Genomic DNA, 16,875 nt, shown 5'->3' with positions numbered 1-16,875 from the left:
CATGAGCACCGAATCCTCCCTCGCCCCTTTTTCGCGTCGCAACTGGCTCAAGAGCCTTGCCCTCGCTTCCCTCGCGAATCCGAAGCTCTTCGCTTCGCAGGCCGCTCACTTTGCGCCGAGGGCGAAGCGCATCATCTGGCTCACGCAGGCGGGGGCACCGTCGCAACTCGATCTGTTTGATTACAAGCCGGGGCTCGCGTCGCAGTTCGACAAGGATTTGCCCGACTCCGTGCGCGGGGAGCAGCGACTCACGGGCATGACAGCGGGGCAGAAGCGCTTTCCCATCGCGCCTTCCGTGTTCAAGTTTGCGCAGCATGGCCAGAGCGGCATGTGGTTGAGCGAGTTGCTGCCGCACACCTCGAAGTTCGCGGATGAGATCTGTTTGATCCGTTCGCTGCACACGGAGGCGATCAATCACGATCCGGCGATGACGCTGCTGCAAACCGGGCATCAAATCGGCGGGCGGCCTGCGTTTGGCGCGTGGGTGTTGTATGGCCTCGGCTCGGACAATGCAGACCTGCCGGCCTTTGTCGCGCTCATCTCGCGTCCCAGCGGGCCGACGAACGCGCAGCCGCTGCACGAGCGTATGTGGGGCAGCGGTTTCCTGCCATCGAAGTATCAGGGCGTGCGCATGAGCTCCGGCAAAGACCCCGTGCTCTTCCTTTCGAATCCGCCCGGCATCACCACCGAGCGCCGCCGCGCCATGCTCGACGATGTCGCCGCGCTGAATCGCCTCAAGCTCGCCGATTACCACGATCCCGAAACGCAGGCCCGCATCGATCAATACGAGATGGCTTTCCGCATGCAGTCCGCCGTGCCTGACCTCGCCGATCTCTCCAAAGAACCCGCCGACATCTACGAACGCTACGGCCCCGAATCGAAGAAGCCGGGGACGTATGCCGCGAACTGCATCCTCGCCCGCCGACTCGCCGAACGCGGTGTGCGCTTCATCCAGCTCTACCATCGCGGCTGGGACCAGCACAACAACCTGCCCAGCGGCATCAAGAGCCAGTGCCACGACACCGACCAGCCTACCGCCGCGCTTTTGGCCGAGCTCAAAGAACGCGGCATGCTCGATGACACGCTCGTCATCTGGGGCGGTGAGTTTGGACGCACGGTCTATTCGCAGGGCGTGCTCACTCAAGACAATCACGGCCGCGATCACCACCCGCGCTGCTACAGCGTTTGGATGGCCGGAGCCGGAGTGAAAGGCGGCCACGTCCACGGCGAGACCGACGACTTCAGCTACAACATCGTCAAAGACCCCGTGCACATCCACGACCTCAACGCCACCGCGCTTCACCTCCTCGGCCTCGACCACACCCGCCTCACCTACCGCTTCCAAGGCCGCGATTACCGGCTCACGGACATCCATGGCGAGATCGTGAAGGGTGTGCTGGCGTGATGAGAGCGTTTATGGGGCCTTTTTGCTGCTTGGGGCGGCATCGAGGAAGTCGATGGCTTTCTTCATCCACTCGGCCTTGGGTGGCGAGTGGCCGTGGGCGGGGATATTCAGCATCTCGGCGGCTTTGAAGCCTTCTTTTTGAAAGCCGTTGGTGAAGACGGCTTGGGTATTGGGCAGGTTGAAGTCTTTTTCGCCAGTGATGAGGACGTAGCGGCACTGTGATTTCGCGATTTGGACGAAGTCCGTGTGCGGTAGGTAGCCGATGCTAAAGCGCTGCTTGCCATCGGGCGTGGCGACATCGGTGTAAAAGTTCACTCCCATGCAGCAGATGGTGTTTGGGAAGATGTCGGCATAGCAGACGCCGAGCATGCTGGCGACACGGGCACCGCCGGAGAAGCCGGAGACGATGACGCGTGTGGGATCGATGTTGGCGAGCTTTCGCAGGTTGTAGTTCGCGTCGATGGCGAGGCGCATGCGGTCAAAGACGCTGCGTGGATTGCCAGAGTGATGGGCACCGATGAAAATGAGCTTCTTTTCGGCCAAAAGGGGCTCCCACTCCGCTGGGATGGTGGGTTTGTCACTGGCGCTGATCCAGATGAAAAGGCCGTGTGGATCGCTGTCGCGGTAGTTTTTCGGGAGGAGGACGTCAAAGAGCTCTTTTTTCACGTCGTAGGCCGGAGGAGTCTCTGCGGCGCTGAGGCGGAGTTTGACCTCCAGAGCATCGGAATGGGGTGGTGACTCCGAAAAGGTGATTTGGCCACGCAGGCCGGGTTTCGGGAGTTTTTCCTCTGCGATGATGCAGGAGGAAAATGCCAGGAAGAGGCAAAGGAGGCGCGGAGACATGGTTCAGGTTCGGCGAAAACGGCAGAGGCCCAGGCTGACCTACCTCACTGCATGATCGTCACGCGTGTGCCGACATCGGTGTGCTGGTAAATCGTGCGTGCCATGGTGTAGGGGAGGCGGATGCAGCCGTGGGAGGCGGGGCTGCCGGGATTCGGGATGGCGCCTGCGTGCATGCCGATGCCGTTGCCAGTGATGCGCATCCAGTAGGGCATTTTGGCGCCGACGAATTTGCCACCTGGGGGCACACGATGCACGCCTGCGATGGCTCCACCACGCACGACGCCACCGCTACGGTTGACGATGGTGCCGTAGCGGTTGCTGCGCTTATCCACGACCTTTTCGGTGATGCGAAAGGTGCCTGTGGGTGTGGGGTAGCCACTGCGACCCGTGGCGACGTAGGTCCAGCCGACTTTTTCGCCACCTTTGAAGATGTAGGCCTTCTGCTGACTGAGGTCGATGTTGATGCTGGTGGGGCCTTCGACACTGCCGCCGCCATGCCAGACGTAGAGTGGGCTGCTGCTAGCCTCGACAGGCTGGATGATGATGGCGCGGCGCACCTCCACCACTTCATCGGTGCGGATGGAGGAGGCGCATTGGCTGAGCAGCAGCGCAGAAGCAGCAGCGAGGCAAAGGCGGGATGCTTTCATAGGAGATGGCGGGGTTGTAGCATTTTTGTGGCCCGCCGTGCAAGCATCTGACGAAATTTTGACTTCTACTGGTTACGCTGATTCCAGTAAATCTTAACATTCTTGCTACGACGGCCTGCGGCGATGACTTCGAGGTCGCGATCGCCATCTAGGTCGGTGCAAACGGCGTCTTCACAGGCCATGCCGCCATCGTCGAGGAAGGCTTCCTGCCAGCCGTTGCCGTCCTCTTTGGTCGTCCAAAAGAGTTTCATCGCCACTTTGCCGATTTTTTGCTGCGCACGCCATCCGACGATGATTTGGCGATTATTGAGACCGAGTAGATCATGTGTGGCGATGGCGTGTCCATCGACGAGCTGGTCACTGAGCACGCGGCGCTGCCAGGGGCCATTTTTAGGGCCATCTGGCGGTGGGGTGTATTGCACGAGCTTGTCGCCGTGCATGGGCTCGATGGTGACGACGTAGGGCTGCCCGCCGGAAAAGGCACCGTAGCGCACCTCACCCGCTCCGAGGAGCTCGGTGCTGTCTTTCGGGTGCTGGGTGATCCACTGCTCACGCCAGCCGTTGTCGGTCTGATCGAGCCGCACGACGCCTTCGCGTCCGCAGATGAGGAGGCTCTCTGCTTCTGCGGCAGGAGCGGGGATGATGTCGAGGTTATGCGCCTTGTGCATCGTGCCCTGGACGAGGGTGGTGCGCCATTCCTGCTTTGGATCATCGGGCATGTGGTAGGCCAGGGTCTGGACGCCGGTGCCTTCACCATTTTTGTCATTGCCACGGCCATGCAGGGGCACGACGACGAGGTCATAGCGGCCAGAGCGGTTGCGCACCCACTTCATGCGGTGGGTGGTGGGCTCATGCGTGAGCTTCACGGGCTCCCAGCGCTGGGTGCGGTCCGTGGGGGCGATGAGATAAAAGACAGCGCCGCTGCCGGTGGTGTCACTGGGAGTCCATCCTGCGCCGACGGCGATCTCGCATTTGCCGTCGCCATTGATGTCACGAGCGGCGATGCAGACGTGGTCTTTTTCCGTGAGTTTTTCGGCGATGATGTGCTTCTTCCAGGTGGGATTTTCATACCAGACGATGATGTGGCTATCAGCGAGGAGGATGTCGTTCCGTGCATCGCCATTGACGTCTGCGACGGCCAATCCGTAACCGATGCCCACCTCTGCGTCGATGAGCTGCTCCTTGAAGCTCGGGGTCTGTGCCTGCGTGAGGGCGGTGAGGGTGAGAAAGGCGAGTGCGGCGGTGATTTTCATGCGAAGCGGCAGCGTAGGCGAAAACCGTGCTGCGAGGCAAGCGCGGAGATGCTAGAGTGATGTGACAACGATGCTCCCTGCGCCTGAAAATTCGGATTTTGCCCGCCTTTTTAATCTGGGCGAGGCAGCGCTATGGATCACCATCGCCGTGGTGGTGCTCATCGGGCTGCGGCCGCCGCATCGGCTGGCGCTGGGGACATGGCGCTGGCTGCTGCCACTGGCATTCGCGGTTTTTGGCGTCTCGGATGTGATCGAGTCACGCACGGGAGCCTGGTGGCATCCGTGGTGGCTGCTGGTGATGAAGGCGGCCTGCGTGCTGTGTTTTCTGCTGGCATGGATGCGGCAGCGCAAGGCGTGAGTGCTCCCGCTCCGCCTCACGGACATCAGACGGATCATCAATCAAGTCAGGCAGCAGCAGCCCATTCCAGTGCCCAGGAGATGACGAGGGGCGTGGTGGCACAGCTCACGAGCGTTGTCGCTAGCACCACCTGCACCGCCGTGGCTGGATGACCGCCGTAAAGCCGTGCGACGACGATGTTAAAGACGGCGGAAGGCATCGCGGCCTGCACGATGAGCACGTTTTGCAGCTCGCGGCTCACGGGGAGGAAAAACGCCGCCGCCAGAAAGGCCAGCGGCACCACGACGAGACGCAGCACGGGGCTGAGCACCGCCACACGCCAGTTCACACGCTCCTGCCCCCAGATGTCTGCGATGGAGGCACCGATGAGCAGCACCGCCAGCGGCACCGCGCAGCCGCCCAGCATGCCCAGCGTCTTGTGTGCCACCTCGGGGATGTGGACATGCAGCCCGGTGAAATTGAGCACCAACGAGATCAGGATCGTGATCACGGGTGGATTGAGCGCTAGCCTCAGCGGTGCTTTGTCAAAACCCGTCAGCATGCCCACACAGGCCGTCCAGCATGCCAGCTCGATGCCCAGCGTGAAGGTGAAAAGCACACCGAGCGTGCCTGCATCGGGAAACAAAGCCGTCACGATCGGGATCGCCACGAAGCCGTAATTTTGCAGCCCACAGGCCACGCCGAAAGTGCGCCGTCCCTCATGCACCCGCAGCCCGATCAGCGGTGCGAGGAAGTACGACAGCGTGATGCCGAAAACGACCAGCCCAAAGCCCAACCCGGCTGCCAGCAGCACCGGCAGTGGCTGCATGACTGCGGGATTCCCCGCCACACGCTCAAGGATGAGAGATGGAGTCAGCACGGCGACGCACAGCCGCATGAGTCCCTTATCCGCCTCCTGTGGCAGCACAGCCATGCGGCGTAGCGCCGCGCCTGCCCCCATCATCAAATAAACGGGCAGTGTGGCGGTGAGGATTTTGCCATAGTCTTCCATGCAGTAAGCCGCTCCCTATTCACCTGCCGCGCCATTTCCGCCACGCATAAACGAAAAAGTGCCCCAACCCGCTGAATCTATGCCCTGGGTCCACCCAGCGCTCGATCACATAGAATGCGAAGTAGTAAGCGCGGCAAAATCCCCACACGCACAGCACCAGCAGCCCCGCCGTGCGCCAGCTCCAGTGCTCCACCAGCAAAATCGCGGCAGAGAGCAGGCCGATGAATAGAAACAGCCAAGCTTTCAGCCACATGGCCTTGGTGGAGTGGAGGTCTTTCATGGTGGGGTGTTTCTTCTCTCCTCCATTTTCCTTTCCAAGATTTCACGAAACTGCCGGACTTTCGCCTCCAACTCGGGTGTTAGGTGAAGGGGCGTGGAGGGTTTATCTTCTTCTTTGGGCAACCAAGACCAGAGAACGCCAGTCAAACCAGCAGTGCAGAGCAACACAACCAGCAGTCTTTTCATAACCTTGCGCCGAGTCTCTGAGATCGACTGCTTTTGTTTCTCGGCTGACCAAAATGGACGAATCGCCCACAGCAGAGCTGTGAGCAATATCTCTGCCGTCAGAATGAGAAGATGTACCATGGCTTCCGCCAAAGCCATCATCAGACCAACAAATACTTCAGCGATGGCTTCCATAAAACTCACGCAGAGTTGCGAAGGCTTTTAAGGAGGGGCGGAACCTTATTTTCATGGTCTAAATTGCCCACCAAGACTCTTCTTCGCAAGTCGGAGTTACTTCTTCTCCAGCCGCACATAATCCAGCCCCACCATGTTCGCGGGCAGGGCATCTGGATTCGGTGGAGCGAGGGTGAAGCTCAGCTTGTGCTCGCCAGCGGTCAGTTCATGTGTGCCCCACTCTTTTTCGCCGGTGTGGATGACCTTGGGGCCGTTGTAGCCATCGAAACTCGACGACACGGGCTTGCCATCGAGCGTGATGCTGACCACGCCGTAGTCGCGGGCCATGGTGAGGGCACCGTAGAGCGTGTACTTGCCCGCTTCTTTGACCGGAATCGCCAGCGTGAGCTTTTGATCCGGCTTGCCGCCCGTCCACCAGAGCTGCGCCGCGCCGCTCCAGGTGTTGCCAAAGCCGCCCATGCCTTGCCGACCGGTTTTGCCGCCGGTGATTTCGAGCACCTTCATCGTTTCGCCCTCGATCGCGCCTGGGACCAAAGTGGCTTCGGCTTTAGCCGAACCTTTCCCAGATGCGCCTACACCACTCTGCAGATACTTCACGAGATCGATCACCATCTCCGGCTGCAGCGCATCAAACAGGCCCTCGGGCATCGTGCTGAGCTTTGAGACCTCGCGCTTGGCGATGTCCGCCTGCGGCAGCGTGAACTCCACACCGCCCATTATGGCGATCTTCACCGCGGCGGGGTTTTCCTCCTTGATGACGCCGCTCATCACGCGGCCGTCCTTCATGGTGAAGAGGTTGAGCTGGTAGGCCTTGCCGATGACCGCGTTGGGATCGAGCACGTTTTCGAGCAGGTAGTTCAAATCGGCGCGATTGCTGCCCGTGATGTCGGGCCCGACGTTTTGACCTTCGCCGAAGAGTTTGTGGCATTGGCCGCAGGTGGCGGTGTAGAGCATCTTGCCCTTCGCGAGATCGCCTTTGGCAAGCGCGGCGGGTGTGAGCAGCGCTTTGTATTTCTTCGTGCGCTCGCCGAGATCGGCTTTTGGCGCGTTCACATCGCCCCAGGCGGATTTGATCAAGGCGTTGATCTCTGCGTCATCGAAGGCGGTGAGCTGTCGCACCAAAAACGGCGAAAGGGCCGTCGCAGGCACCGTTTTGGCCTCCACGGCCTTCAAGAGCGCTTTTGAGCCTTCTTTGGTCGAGGCGAGGGTGTTCACCGCATCGGGCAATTCGTTCGCGGAGAGCTTCGGCAGCGCTGCGCCGAGGATGCGCGGCGTTTCCGCGTCTTTGAGCGAGGCGAGCGCCTGGATGGCCTGTCGGCGAAGGGAGGCCGGTGAGTCGTTGGAGACGATGTTGAGCAGGATTTTGGCCGTGGCGGCATCTTTGGCCTGCAACAGCACCTTCAAGGCGCTTTCACGCGCTGCCGTGCCCGCGGTCGCGAGGGCGAGTTGATCGCGGAAGTGCTTCAAGGCTGCCTCGATGCCCATGTGGGCTTCGAGTTCGAGCAACAAAGTGGTTGCGGCTTTAGCCGCATCCCCGGATTCGGCTAAAGCCGAAGCCACTTTCTCCCGCATCTGGGTCCAATTTGATGGCGCAGAGACTTTGCTGCCTCCGCGAGCCGCCTGCACGACCGCAGTGAGCAGATTCTGCCGCAGCGCCGCGTCCTTCGACACCGCCGCGAGTTTGAGCAGCCCCTGAATCCCCGCCTCCTCGCCCGCCAGGCGGCGATAAATGAACTCCGTGACCTTCGGCATCTTCGACACCGCCGCGAGCTGCAACCCCACCGCCGCATCCGCCGCCACCACCGGCTCGATGCCATACCAGATGAGCAGCGGGATCATCGGGTCTTCCGAGTCTTCGCCGTGCTTGAGAAGGGCGGTGGCGAGGTCTTTGCGTTTGTCTTGCGGGATGCGCTGAAGCGCGGAGGAGAGTTCGCGGCGGACGATGGGGGATGTATCTGTTTTGCCGCATGCAATCAGTGATTCGAGTTGGTCTTCATCTATATCAAACTTCACTGAAGTGATCTCTGGTGAAGCACCTGATTTGGCCTTTGCGGGATCATCCCCCAAGAACATCTGAAATGGATCGGATAGCTGCCTCACGGCCTGGGCTCTAGCTAGATCATTCGACGAGTTCCTTAGGGTGTTACGAAGACGCATCGAACTGAAATTTCCAACGGAATAAGCCAACCAATCGGCCTTCAAACGAGACGTGACACTGACTTCCATAGCCTTGTCATCCGGGATCTTGATCTTGTAGTTCAAGATTTGACCTTGAACGACTTTCTCCATCAGCACTCTCCTCGCCATGCGTGAAACCCACTCATTCTCGGTCTGCACCGCGAGCCGGGCCAGTTTCTCATCCGGTTCCTTCGCGAGATCGAACGGGGCGGCGGGGATGACGGGAGCGCGGACACTCTTGTCCGCCACATTTGTCTTCGCGGCTTCGCCGCCTTTATTTTTGATGCGGGCAAGAGTGCCCGCACTCCCATATGAAATGCGATAGATGCGCCCATTACTGCGATCCCAATGCTCCACGGCGCCGCTGCCGCGGTGGCAGATTTGCTGATCGGACCAATCACTCACATACAGCGCCCCATCCGGGCCGACTTTTTGCGTCACGGGGATGAAGTGCATGTCGTTCGCTCGCAGGAAATCGGCGGCGTGTTTGCCGATGTAGGTGCTGCCTTTCACGTCGGTGTAGTTCGCGACGAGGCGATGGCCGTGGAGGTTGCCGAAGAGGAGCTGGTTGCGATAGGTCGGCGGGAAGAGGCTGCTCTGATAAATGGCGAGGCCGCAGTGCGCGTGACCGCCGCCGAGGGCGTTGGTGTCGTTGTTCATCACGCCTGCGCCGGTCGTTTTGTCGAAGGTGACATCGGGTCGCGGATTGCCGGCGTAGTGCGCGTGGTCGGCGATGGTCTTGATGTCCTCGTAGGTGTAGGCGTTGAAGTGCTGCCCGGCCTGCCGCTGATACCGTCCGCCCGGCACGATGTGATACAGATGCGGAATGACGCACGCGGTGACGAACCACTCGCCATGCTGGTCGTAGTCGAGGCCCCAGGGATTGCTGGTGCCATGCGCGAAGACCTCAAACTCATGCCGCACCGGATGGTAACGCCACACGCCGGCATTGATCGGCTCGCGCTGGTCATCCGGCGTGCCGGGTTTGCCGACGCGGCTGTGCGTGAAGACGCCATGGCAGCCGTAAAGCCAGCCGTCCGGGCCCCAGATGAAGCTGTTGAGCGTTTCGTGCGTGTCCTGCGTGCCCCAGCCGTCGAGGAGGGCGTAGGCGGTGAAGTTGAGGCCGGGGGCTAAGGGGAAAGAGGATAGAGGATAGCGGGGAGAGGATAGATTCTGCTTCGCAGCGGCCTTTTCTATCTTCTCTCCTCTCTCATCTATCTTCTTCGCTGCTGTATCAGCCCGGTCGTCTTTGTCCGCATCCGGGATGAAGAGCAGATAAGGCGCGGCCCCCACCCACACGCCGCCGAAACCCAGCTCAATGCCACTGACGAGGTTCAAGCCTTCGCAGAAGATTTTCTTCGTCTCGAAGGTGCCGTCGCCGTCGGTGTCTTCGAGGATCTTGATGCGGTCCTGGCCTTTGCCGACTTCGCGGGGCTGCGGGTAGCTATTCCCTTCCACCACCCAGATGCGGCCGCGTTCGTCGAAGGTGAAGGCGATGGGCTGCACGACATCCGGCTCGGCGGCGATAAGCTCGGCTTTGAAGCCGGTGGGGAGCTGCATCTGTTTGAGGGCCTCCGCAGGACTGAGGCCCTTGGCGTAGTCTTTTTGGGCCTTCAGGGCGGGGCCGTAGAGTTTGGATTCCTGATTTTTGAATCCTGAATCCTGATTCTGTTCCTTCCGCACCTGCGTGAGGACATAAACGCCCGCTTTGTTGCCAACGACGATGTCGGGCAGCGTGTCGCCGTTCACGTCGCCGACCTGGACATCGACGCCGACGCCGCTTTCGGCATCGACGAGGTGCGGGACGAAATCGACGCCGCCCTTGCCATCGCGCTTCGTTTGATACCAATAGATGACGCGGTGGCCGCGCTCGTCGGGGTCGTGGCCGTTGTGCGCCCAGTAGCGCTTGCCGGTGACGATGTCCTTCACGCCATCGCCGTCGATGTCGGCGAGGTGGGCGGCGTGTGGCTGGGAGAAGACGATGCCGTAGTCGTTGTCTTGCGGCTGTTCGCTGGCGAGCATGATGCGGTTCCAGTTCGCAGTTCTCGGTTCGCGGTTCCCGGTTTGGAGGAAGACGGCGACGCCGTAGCGATGGGCGGCCAATGCGGTGAAGACATCGTTGGTGCCGTTGCCGTCGAAATCATACGCGAACATCTGAGCGCCACCGCCGATGCCAGCGGCGAAGCTGTGCTGAATCCAGTTCGCTGTTCTCGGTTCGCTGTTCCCAGTGGGCGCTTCCCACCAGCGTCTTGCTTCGAGCAGATCCATCTTTCCATCGCCATTCACGTCGCCGACGCCGAGGCCGTGGGTGAACTTGGCGACCTTCATGTCGTCCGTGACGGCGACGAAGGGCCATTTCTCGGTCGGTTTGGCCCAGTTCGGGGCGAACCAGCCGAATTTGCCTCCGGTGCTGCACACGATCTCCGGTTTGCCGTCGCCGGTGATGTCGGTGAAGACGGGGGATTCGTTGTCCACCACATCGGCGACGAGGTGCATGGGCCAGGGTTTGTCGTCGTGCGTGCCGGGATTGAGGTAAAGCCGCGCTTCCTTGCCGGAAACGCCGAGCATGAGGATGTCGTTCCGTTTGTCGGCATCGAAATCGTGGACGTAGGCGAAGAAGTTGTCGGAGTAGCCATTGATCGAAAAAATCTTCGGCTCGTAGTAGGCGTGCTTCTTCTCAAAGGCCGGGCCTTCCCACCAAAACGGCCCCGCGACGACGTCGGGTTTGCCGTCGCCATTGATGTCGCCGATGGCGGCGCCCTCGGAGTAAAAATCACCGTGGAGCTGCTGGCGCTGCCAGGTGATCTGCGTGGCGGCGTGCAGGCTGGAGGCCGCGAGGAGGGCAAAAAAGACCGTTTTCATGTTGGGAAAGCTCAAACGCATATCAGATCGCCTCACTGGCAGGCAAAGTATTTCCCCGCTGGACCACCCGGAGAGCCCCTGTGAGGCCCATGGACCTGAAACGACCGGAACAAAGCCCTTGCGCCCGGGCAGGCTGCGGCTAGTCTCCGCGCCCTTTTTCAGACCAACCCCCCAGTCCGCACCATTTTACCATGTCCCAGCATCGCAGCCTCAAGACCTCCGGCTCCGTCGGCACCAAGCGCAGTGTTCTGAAGCGCGGTGAACGCGTGAAGCTGCTGAAAACCCGCGGTTTGTGGAAAGAAGGTCGTCTGCCGACGAACCTGCCAAAAACCAAGCCCGAGTAAGGCTTCCCCCCCATCTCTCCGCCGTGCGGCTCAATCGCTATCTCAGCCAGTGTGGCATCGCCTCTCGCAGGGGTGCGGAGCAGATCATCGTCGAAGGACGTGTGTCGATCAATGGCCACGTCATCACCAGCCTAGCGACCCAGGTCGAGCCCGAGGACAAAGTCATCGTCGATGGCAAGCCCGTGAAGACCGAGCTGCCCGTCGTCCTGGCCCTGAACAAGCCCAAAGGCTACATCTGCTCCCGTGGCGACACGCATGAGCGCATGACCATTTATGACCTGCTGCCGGACCGCTTTCAGCACCTGCACCATGTGGGCAGGCTCGATAAAGAGAGCGAAGGCCTGCTGCTCATGACGAATCGCGGTGATCTCTCTCACCGCATCATCCACCCCAGCCAGGGTGCAGAGAAAGAATACGAAGTGGTCGTGGACCAGCCCATGACCCAGGACACGATGGCAAAACTGGTCAAAGGCATGCCCACCGAGGAGGGCCACGCGAAAGTGGAGCGTGCCTGGCTGGACGGAGCCTACCGCTGCCACCTGGTGCTGAAACAGGGCCTGAAACGCCAAATTCGCCTTATGATGTATGGCCTCGGCTACGAGGTCGAGCGGCTCACCCGCATCCGCATCGGCTGGTTGCAGCTACGCGGCATGCAAAAGGGCAGTTGGAAGCAGCTCACCCCGGCAGAGGTCGAACGCTTCTTTGCCGAGGAGGCTCGCCAATCACAACGCGAGCGACCCGCGCCGAAAAAAACCGGCTCCAGAACCCCGCGAGCCCCCAGATCACCCGCTGGCCGCCCAGCTCGCGTCGAGAGCCAAGATGACTTTTTCGACGACGAAGCACCTCGCCGCCCACGCAGCCCAGGTGCCCGCCGAGGCCCTCCTGCGAGAGATTCCGGCCCAGAAAAGCGCCCACGCGGCCCCGGTGCTCGCCGTGGTCCGCCTGCGCGGGACAACGACTCTGAAAAGCGTCCTCGTGGCCCAGGTGCCCGCCGTGGCCCACCTACGAGAGACAGCGACTCCGAAAAGCGTCCTCGTGGTCGTACTGGTTTCGGCCCGAAGCGCCCTGGCAAATCCTCTCCACCCAAAGGCCCCCGTCGCGGACCGCCTCCAGGTCGTCGCGGCTGATCCCACACTCGATCCATATGGGATCAGGGGCCGAACTTCACGCGGTAGAACTTTTTCGTCGTCGCGGCAGGTACGAAATTCCCGCTCGCACTTCCCGTGCTCGTGGTAGGAACGATGGGGTTCCCAAAACGCGACCAGGTGGCCAAATCGGACGAAGACTCCACCGTGTACAGCGCATACGGCGAAGCCGGCCACTCCAGCGTGCTGCTGGTGAGTGACGTGGTCCTCAATCGCGATACGGCATTCACAGGGACGGTACCGAGGAGGAACTCCGTGAGATTCGTCAGACCATCACCATCCTTGTCATCACCAGCACGGGTCAAAGCCGCCGCACTGGGCGTGGCACTGCCGAAATGCGTGGTGGACCAGGAGTTCGGCAGCCCGTCACCGCCGCTATCGGAGTAAATGCTCACCACACGCACGCGTGACCAGGGTGAGCAGTGCACCCCATCGGAGAAGCGCACCCATTTCAGCACAAAAAACGAGCTGGTAGCCGGGTCCACGCTGCTATCTCCATAGTAGCCAGCCTGCGTCAGCTTCAGAGTCGAGCCAGTGAAGCTTACCGTCGCTGCACTACCGCTCACTGGCCCCGTGGTGACCAGCGTGAGCGATGTGGAGGGCGTTTGCAGATCATAGCCCGCTAGAGCGAGCTCATTGATGCCCGCCACACCCGTGATCGGGCTCGGAGCACTCACCAGCGGCACGATGCGGTCATAGGAATACGGGGGCTTGTCGGCCAAAGGATGCGCCTTCTGGATGATCGGCCCGTCGTAGCTGCCCAGTGCGGCGCCACGACCATCCGCATGGGCTTGGTAGTACATCACCGCCTGCTTCAGCGCCGTATCGGGCTCACTCGGATTCTCGCTGGAATGCGCCATGCTCAGCGCATGGCCGACCTCATGGCAGAGCACCTCCGCCAGCGTCGTCAGCGACTGCAACGAAGTCGCTCCATGCTCCAGCACCACATAGCCTCGCGTCGTTTTGTGGAATTCCAGCCCATTCACCTGCCCACCACCGCCCCCCGTGGACGTAAAGTCGCTGCTCACATTCGTGCTCGCATACCCTCCGATTCCTAGCACGCTGCTGGCCGGGATTTCATTGTGCAAATCATGCAGTTGGATGCGCAGCCGCTCATCCTGCGTGGTCACATCCGCCGCAGACATGCCAAAGTTTTGCAGCCCATCATAGCGGAAGGTGATGCCCGTCACCGCACTCCATGCAGCCAGAGCCTGCGACACCGCCGTCAGCGCCTGCGCCTGCGTGACACCTGTGGGCAGCGCCTGGGCATCCACAAGATAGCCGATCGGCTCACCGCGATCCGGCGCGAGAAACCTGGAGGGAATACCGCTGCCATCGATGAGCAGCCCCGTGCTCGTACCACCTCCACCGCCGCCGGAGCTGGCCTGCTGCACGCCTGACTCTGCGCTGAAATCCTCGCCCGTGATCAGAGCGGCACTCTGCACTGCTGCGGCGAGCTGGCGCACACGCCGCAGCTTTTGCTGGCTAGCGAACGCATTCGTCACACGACCAGCGACCGCGCTGCCGCCCAGGGGCTCCAGCGATCCATCCGCCCTACGCAGCAGGTGAAAAAGCCTCTCCTCACCGATCCGCAGCGCCGTGTTCGCACCACTGGCCTCGCTCTCACCACCGAAAGTGCCGCCGCGCTGCACGAGCGTGATTTCCGCCGGAAAGCGGCCCTTCAGCCCCTCCAGCACGCGGATCGTCACCCGTGTAAAAATCCCACCACGCTGTGGATGCCGGAAAGACTCGATCCGCTCCACCCGACCGAGGCAGATGCCCACAGCAGCCCGCACCTCCTGCGCCTCTGTTCTAGGCACACGCGATGAGGCCTGCGCCAGAGGAGATAGTGAAGAAACCAGCAATCCGGCGGCCAAGAAAGTGCAGAGACGTCTCATGCCGCCCATGCTGCCGCAAAAACACAGTCTGTCATCCGTGTAGTGCTCGCCACACACCGCATGCCTCACTCGACACCGCGATGAACCTCTCCAAAATCGCCGCAAACCTCACTGCGATGTGCATGCCCCATCATCGCAAAAGCCCCTCTCTCTTCTCTTCTCTTCTCTCCTCTCTTCTTACCCGCCATCCTCCCCCATGCGCATCCTCGCCCTACTTTCGCTCACCGTCGTCACCACGCAGGCAGAACTCAGCTTCAACGACCCCACGCCGAAACGCTACGAACTCACCGCCCGCGCCAGCGTGATCGATGCACGGGCCAAAGAGCACCCTGAGCTCAATTTTGTCTTTGAGGCCAAAGGTAAGCCCGCCGACCTCCAGCACGCCAGTGTCGATACCAGCGTGAAACCACAGGGAAAGCTCGTCATCTGGCTCATGGGACACAGCGCGGGGCTTTTTGAGCGTGTGAATAGCTACGGCCTGCACGCCATCCGTGTGCATTACGCCAATGGCTGGTTCGGCAAGTATGGCAACACCTCACCGGGTGAAGACGGCATGCTCCTGGGCAAAATCCGGCTCGAAGCCGCTACCGGCGAGGACCACAGCCCGCTCGTGACCATACCCAAACCTGATGGCATGATGGAGCGAGCCTATCAGTTCGTGAAGTGGTTATCCAAAGAGCATCCGCAGGGCAAGTGGCAGCACTTTTTCAGCGCAGACGGCAAAGGCCTCGACTGGAGCAAAGTGATCATCTCCGGCAGCTCCCATGGCAGCACCACCGCCGCCCGATTCGCCAAGCATGTCGCCGTGGATCGCGTCGTCATGTTCTGCGGACCGCGTGACCAGCTCGAAGTCTGGCAAGAACTGCCCTCCGCCACAGAAAAGAACCGCTACTTTGGCTTTAGCCATGTGCTCGATGGCGGCTGGAGCGGCGACCACTACTGCCGCAGTTGGGAGCTCCTCGGCTTGAATGCCTACGGCCCCATCATCAACGTCGATCAAACGTCCGCACCCTTTGCCAACACCCGCCGACTCATCACCGACGCCGATGTGAAAAAAGACGCCAACCGTGCCCACAGCAGTGTCGTCCCAGGCGGAGCCTCACCGAAATCCGCCGATGGCAAATTTCTGCACGAAGCGGTGTGGCGCTACCTCTTCACCCAGCCAGTGAACGAATTCGGCCAAAGCACCCCACGCGACGAAGGCTGCGAAAAAAACCTGCGCAGCAAATAACAGCTCGTCATTCAATCTGGCCAAACACCGCCACGCGGAGAGCTCGCAGCGAAAAAACCTTCTCCTGGCCCTCCGGCGTCTGCAAACCTCGCACCGAGCGAGCTCCATCGGCCCTCTTCGCACCAAAGCGTCTTCGATTGGCTTTAAAAATCGCATCCACAAACGCTTTCCCGCCCAGGACCGCACCATCCGTAAAATAACGCATCTTGCACCGCAGCGCCGCGGCCACAGGCAACCGCCCACCATTCAGCAGAACCTGCTGGCAATCCTCAAAATGGATGGAGCCACGCCTCGAACCATCCGCATTCGTTTTAGACGCCATACCCCAGGTAAACAGCAACTGTCGATAATGCTCCAAAAGTCCTGAATCCGGCTTTGCCCCCTGCAAATGCGCCCTCGCAGCTAACTCTGCTCCTGCTGTGGAAAGCCTGATCCCCGCCACAGCCTCCGCATAGCCGCACCAACGGTAATCCTTCGGATCACGGACAAGCTTCGCCCGCACAGGATTCAGATCCACATAAGCCGCCGTCATCGCCAGAGCGTATCCACCGGCCTCAATCAGCGTGCTTTTATAGCGCTCCTCCCATAGTGTCCCCTTCCGCTTGTGGCGCTTATTAAACCACTGCGTGAAACGCTGCTTCAGCGACTTCATAAACAGACTGATGTCCCACATCCGCGCCGTAAAGCTGTCGATGATCTTTTGCGCAGCCTCATGCGCCCCGATCTTGCGCAGAGCCTCCACCTCGGCCTGCACCGCAGAGGCCACATTCTTACCAAAAGCCGCCCGCACAATCTCCAGCACCCGCTCCTCCGTCGGCATCACCGCTGGCTTTTTCGGGACCTCCACCAGCACATGGAAATGGTTAGAAAGCACACAAAACGTCACCACCCGCACCTGGCAGAGCTTCTCATACATCCGCATCAAGCTCACAAACATCTCCCGCTCCGCCTCCTGCATCACAAACGCCCGATTCACCACCCGCGAAACGCAGTGGTAATAAGCCAGCGGATGGTGCTTCGGAGCCTTGAGTCGAGCCTTACGCATGTCCCCACCTGTCATCCCGCTGCAAAATAGCGCAAC

The 16,875-nt window shown here is 60.8% G+C and carries 14 protein-coding genes; 5 read left to right on the top strand and 9 right to left on the bottom strand.

Translation table 11 applies throughout. From position 1 onward, the window contains the following. Nucleotide 1 precedes the first annotated feature (1 nt). Nucleotides 2-1,405, top strand: a complete 1,404-nt coding sequence (locus IPK32_20115) for a DUF1501 domain-containing protein (protein ID MBK8094204.1) — start codon at nt 2-4, stop codon at nt 1,403-1,405. Between the two features lie 9 nt (nt 1,406-1,414). Here the strand turns inward: IPK32_20115 and IPK32_20110 are convergent, their stop codons facing one another. The 3 genes from IPK32_20110 to IPK32_20100 all read right to left on the bottom strand — a co-directional run bounded on the left by IPK32_20110 (nt 1,415) and on the right by IPK32_20100 (nt 4,148). Next, nucleotides 1,415-2,248, bottom strand: a complete 834-nt coding sequence (locus IPK32_20110) for a hypothetical protein (protein ID MBK8094203.1) — start codon at nt 2,246-2,248, stop codon at nt 1,415-1,417. A 44-nt stretch (nt 2,249-2,292) separates the two neighbouring features. Beyond that, complete coding sequence (locus tag IPK32_20105; protein ID MBK8094202.1) at nt 2,293-2,895, bottom strand: L,D-transpeptidase family protein; 603 nt, start codon at nt 2,893-2,895, stop codon at nt 2,293-2,295. A gap of 65 nt (nt 2,896-2,960) precedes the next feature. Then, a complete protein-coding gene (locus IPK32_20100) occupies nt 2,961-4,148 on the bottom strand; it encodes a hypothetical protein (protein ID MBK8094201.1) in 1,188 nt (395 codons plus the stop codon). A gap of 61 nt (nt 4,149-4,209) precedes the next feature. Between IPK32_20100 and IPK32_20095 the strand changes: the two genes are divergently transcribed. Beyond that, nucleotides 4,210-4,506, top strand: a complete 297-nt coding sequence (locus tag IPK32_20095) for a hypothetical protein (GenBank protein MBK8094200.1) — start codon at nt 4,210-4,212, stop codon at nt 4,504-4,506. Nucleotides 4,507-4,552: 46 nt separating this feature from the next. Here the strand turns inward: IPK32_20095 and IPK32_20090 are convergent, their stop codons facing one another. From IPK32_20090 to IPK32_20075, 4 genes are all read right to left on the bottom strand, one after another. Beyond that, a complete protein-coding gene (locus tag IPK32_20090) occupies nt 4,553-5,497 on the bottom strand; it encodes an AEC family transporter (GenBank protein ID MBK8094199.1) in 945 nt (314 codons plus the stop codon). Between the two features lie 19 nt (nt 5,498-5,516). Continuing rightward, a complete protein-coding gene (locus IPK32_20085) occupies nt 5,517-5,777 on the bottom strand; it encodes a hypothetical protein (protein ID MBK8094198.1) in 261 nt (86 codons plus the stop codon). Further along, nucleotides 5,774-6,136 (bottom strand): hypothetical protein, encoded by a 363-nt coding sequence (locus IPK32_20080; protein ID MBK8094197.1) that lies wholly within the window; start codon nt 6,134-6,136, stop codon nt 5,774-5,776. The genes IPK32_20085 and IPK32_20080 overlap by 4 nt, the downstream gene beginning before the upstream one ends. Nucleotides 6,137-6,232: 96 nt before the next feature. Continuing rightward, nucleotides 6,233-11,176 (bottom strand): VCBS repeat-containing protein, encoded by a 4,944-nt coding sequence (locus IPK32_20075; protein MBK8094196.1) that lies wholly within the window; start codon nt 11,174-11,176, stop codon nt 6,233-6,235. Between the two features lie 191 nt (nt 11,177-11,367). On the opposite strand from IPK32_20075, the gene IPK32_20070 reads away from it, so the two are divergent. Beyond that, nucleotides 11,368-11,520, top strand: coding sequence for a small basic protein (locus tag IPK32_20070; protein MBK8094195.1), 153 nt, complete (start codon nt 11,368-11,370; stop codon nt 11,518-11,520). Nucleotides 11,521-11,543: 23 nt separating this feature from the next. Further along, nucleotides 11,544-12,647, top strand: a complete 1,104-nt coding sequence (locus IPK32_20065; protein ID MBK8094194.1) for a pseudouridine synthase — start codon at nt 11,544-11,546, stop codon at nt 12,645-12,647. Between the two features lie 23 nt (nt 12,648-12,670). On the opposite strand, the gene IPK32_20060 is transcribed toward IPK32_20065, so the two are convergent. Next, the gene (locus IPK32_20060) at nt 12,671-14,563 is read right to left on the bottom strand and encodes a hypothetical protein (GenBank protein MBK8094193.1); all 1,893 of its coding nucleotides are present in this window, start codon (nt 14,561-14,563) and stop codon (nt 12,671-12,673) included. 196 nt (nt 14,564-14,759) lie between these two features. On the opposite strand from IPK32_20060, the gene IPK32_20055 reads away from it, so the two are divergent. Continuing rightward, nucleotides 14,760-15,794: a hypothetical protein gene (locus IPK32_20055; GenBank protein ID MBK8094192.1), complete on the top strand. Its 1,035-nt coding sequence runs from the start codon at nt 14,760-14,762 to the stop codon at nt 15,792-15,794. A gap of 7 nt (nt 15,795-15,801) precedes the next feature. Here IPK32_20055 and IPK32_20050 read toward each other — a convergent pair whose 3' ends face one another. Beyond that, nucleotides 15,802-16,839, bottom strand: coding sequence for a transposase (locus IPK32_20050; GenBank protein MBK8094191.1), 1,038 nt, complete (start codon nt 16,837-16,839; stop codon nt 15,802-15,804). Nucleotides 16,840-16,875: the final 36 nt, after the last annotated feature.

The sequence above is a fragment of the Verrucomicrobiaceae bacterium genome, from assembly GCA_016713035.1.
Lineage (GTDB): Bacteria > Verrucomicrobiota > Verrucomicrobiia > Verrucomicrobiales > Verrucomicrobiaceae > Prosthecobacter.
Note: the sequence above shows the minus strand (reverse complement) of the source record. Positions and strands in the feature narration are given on the sequence as shown.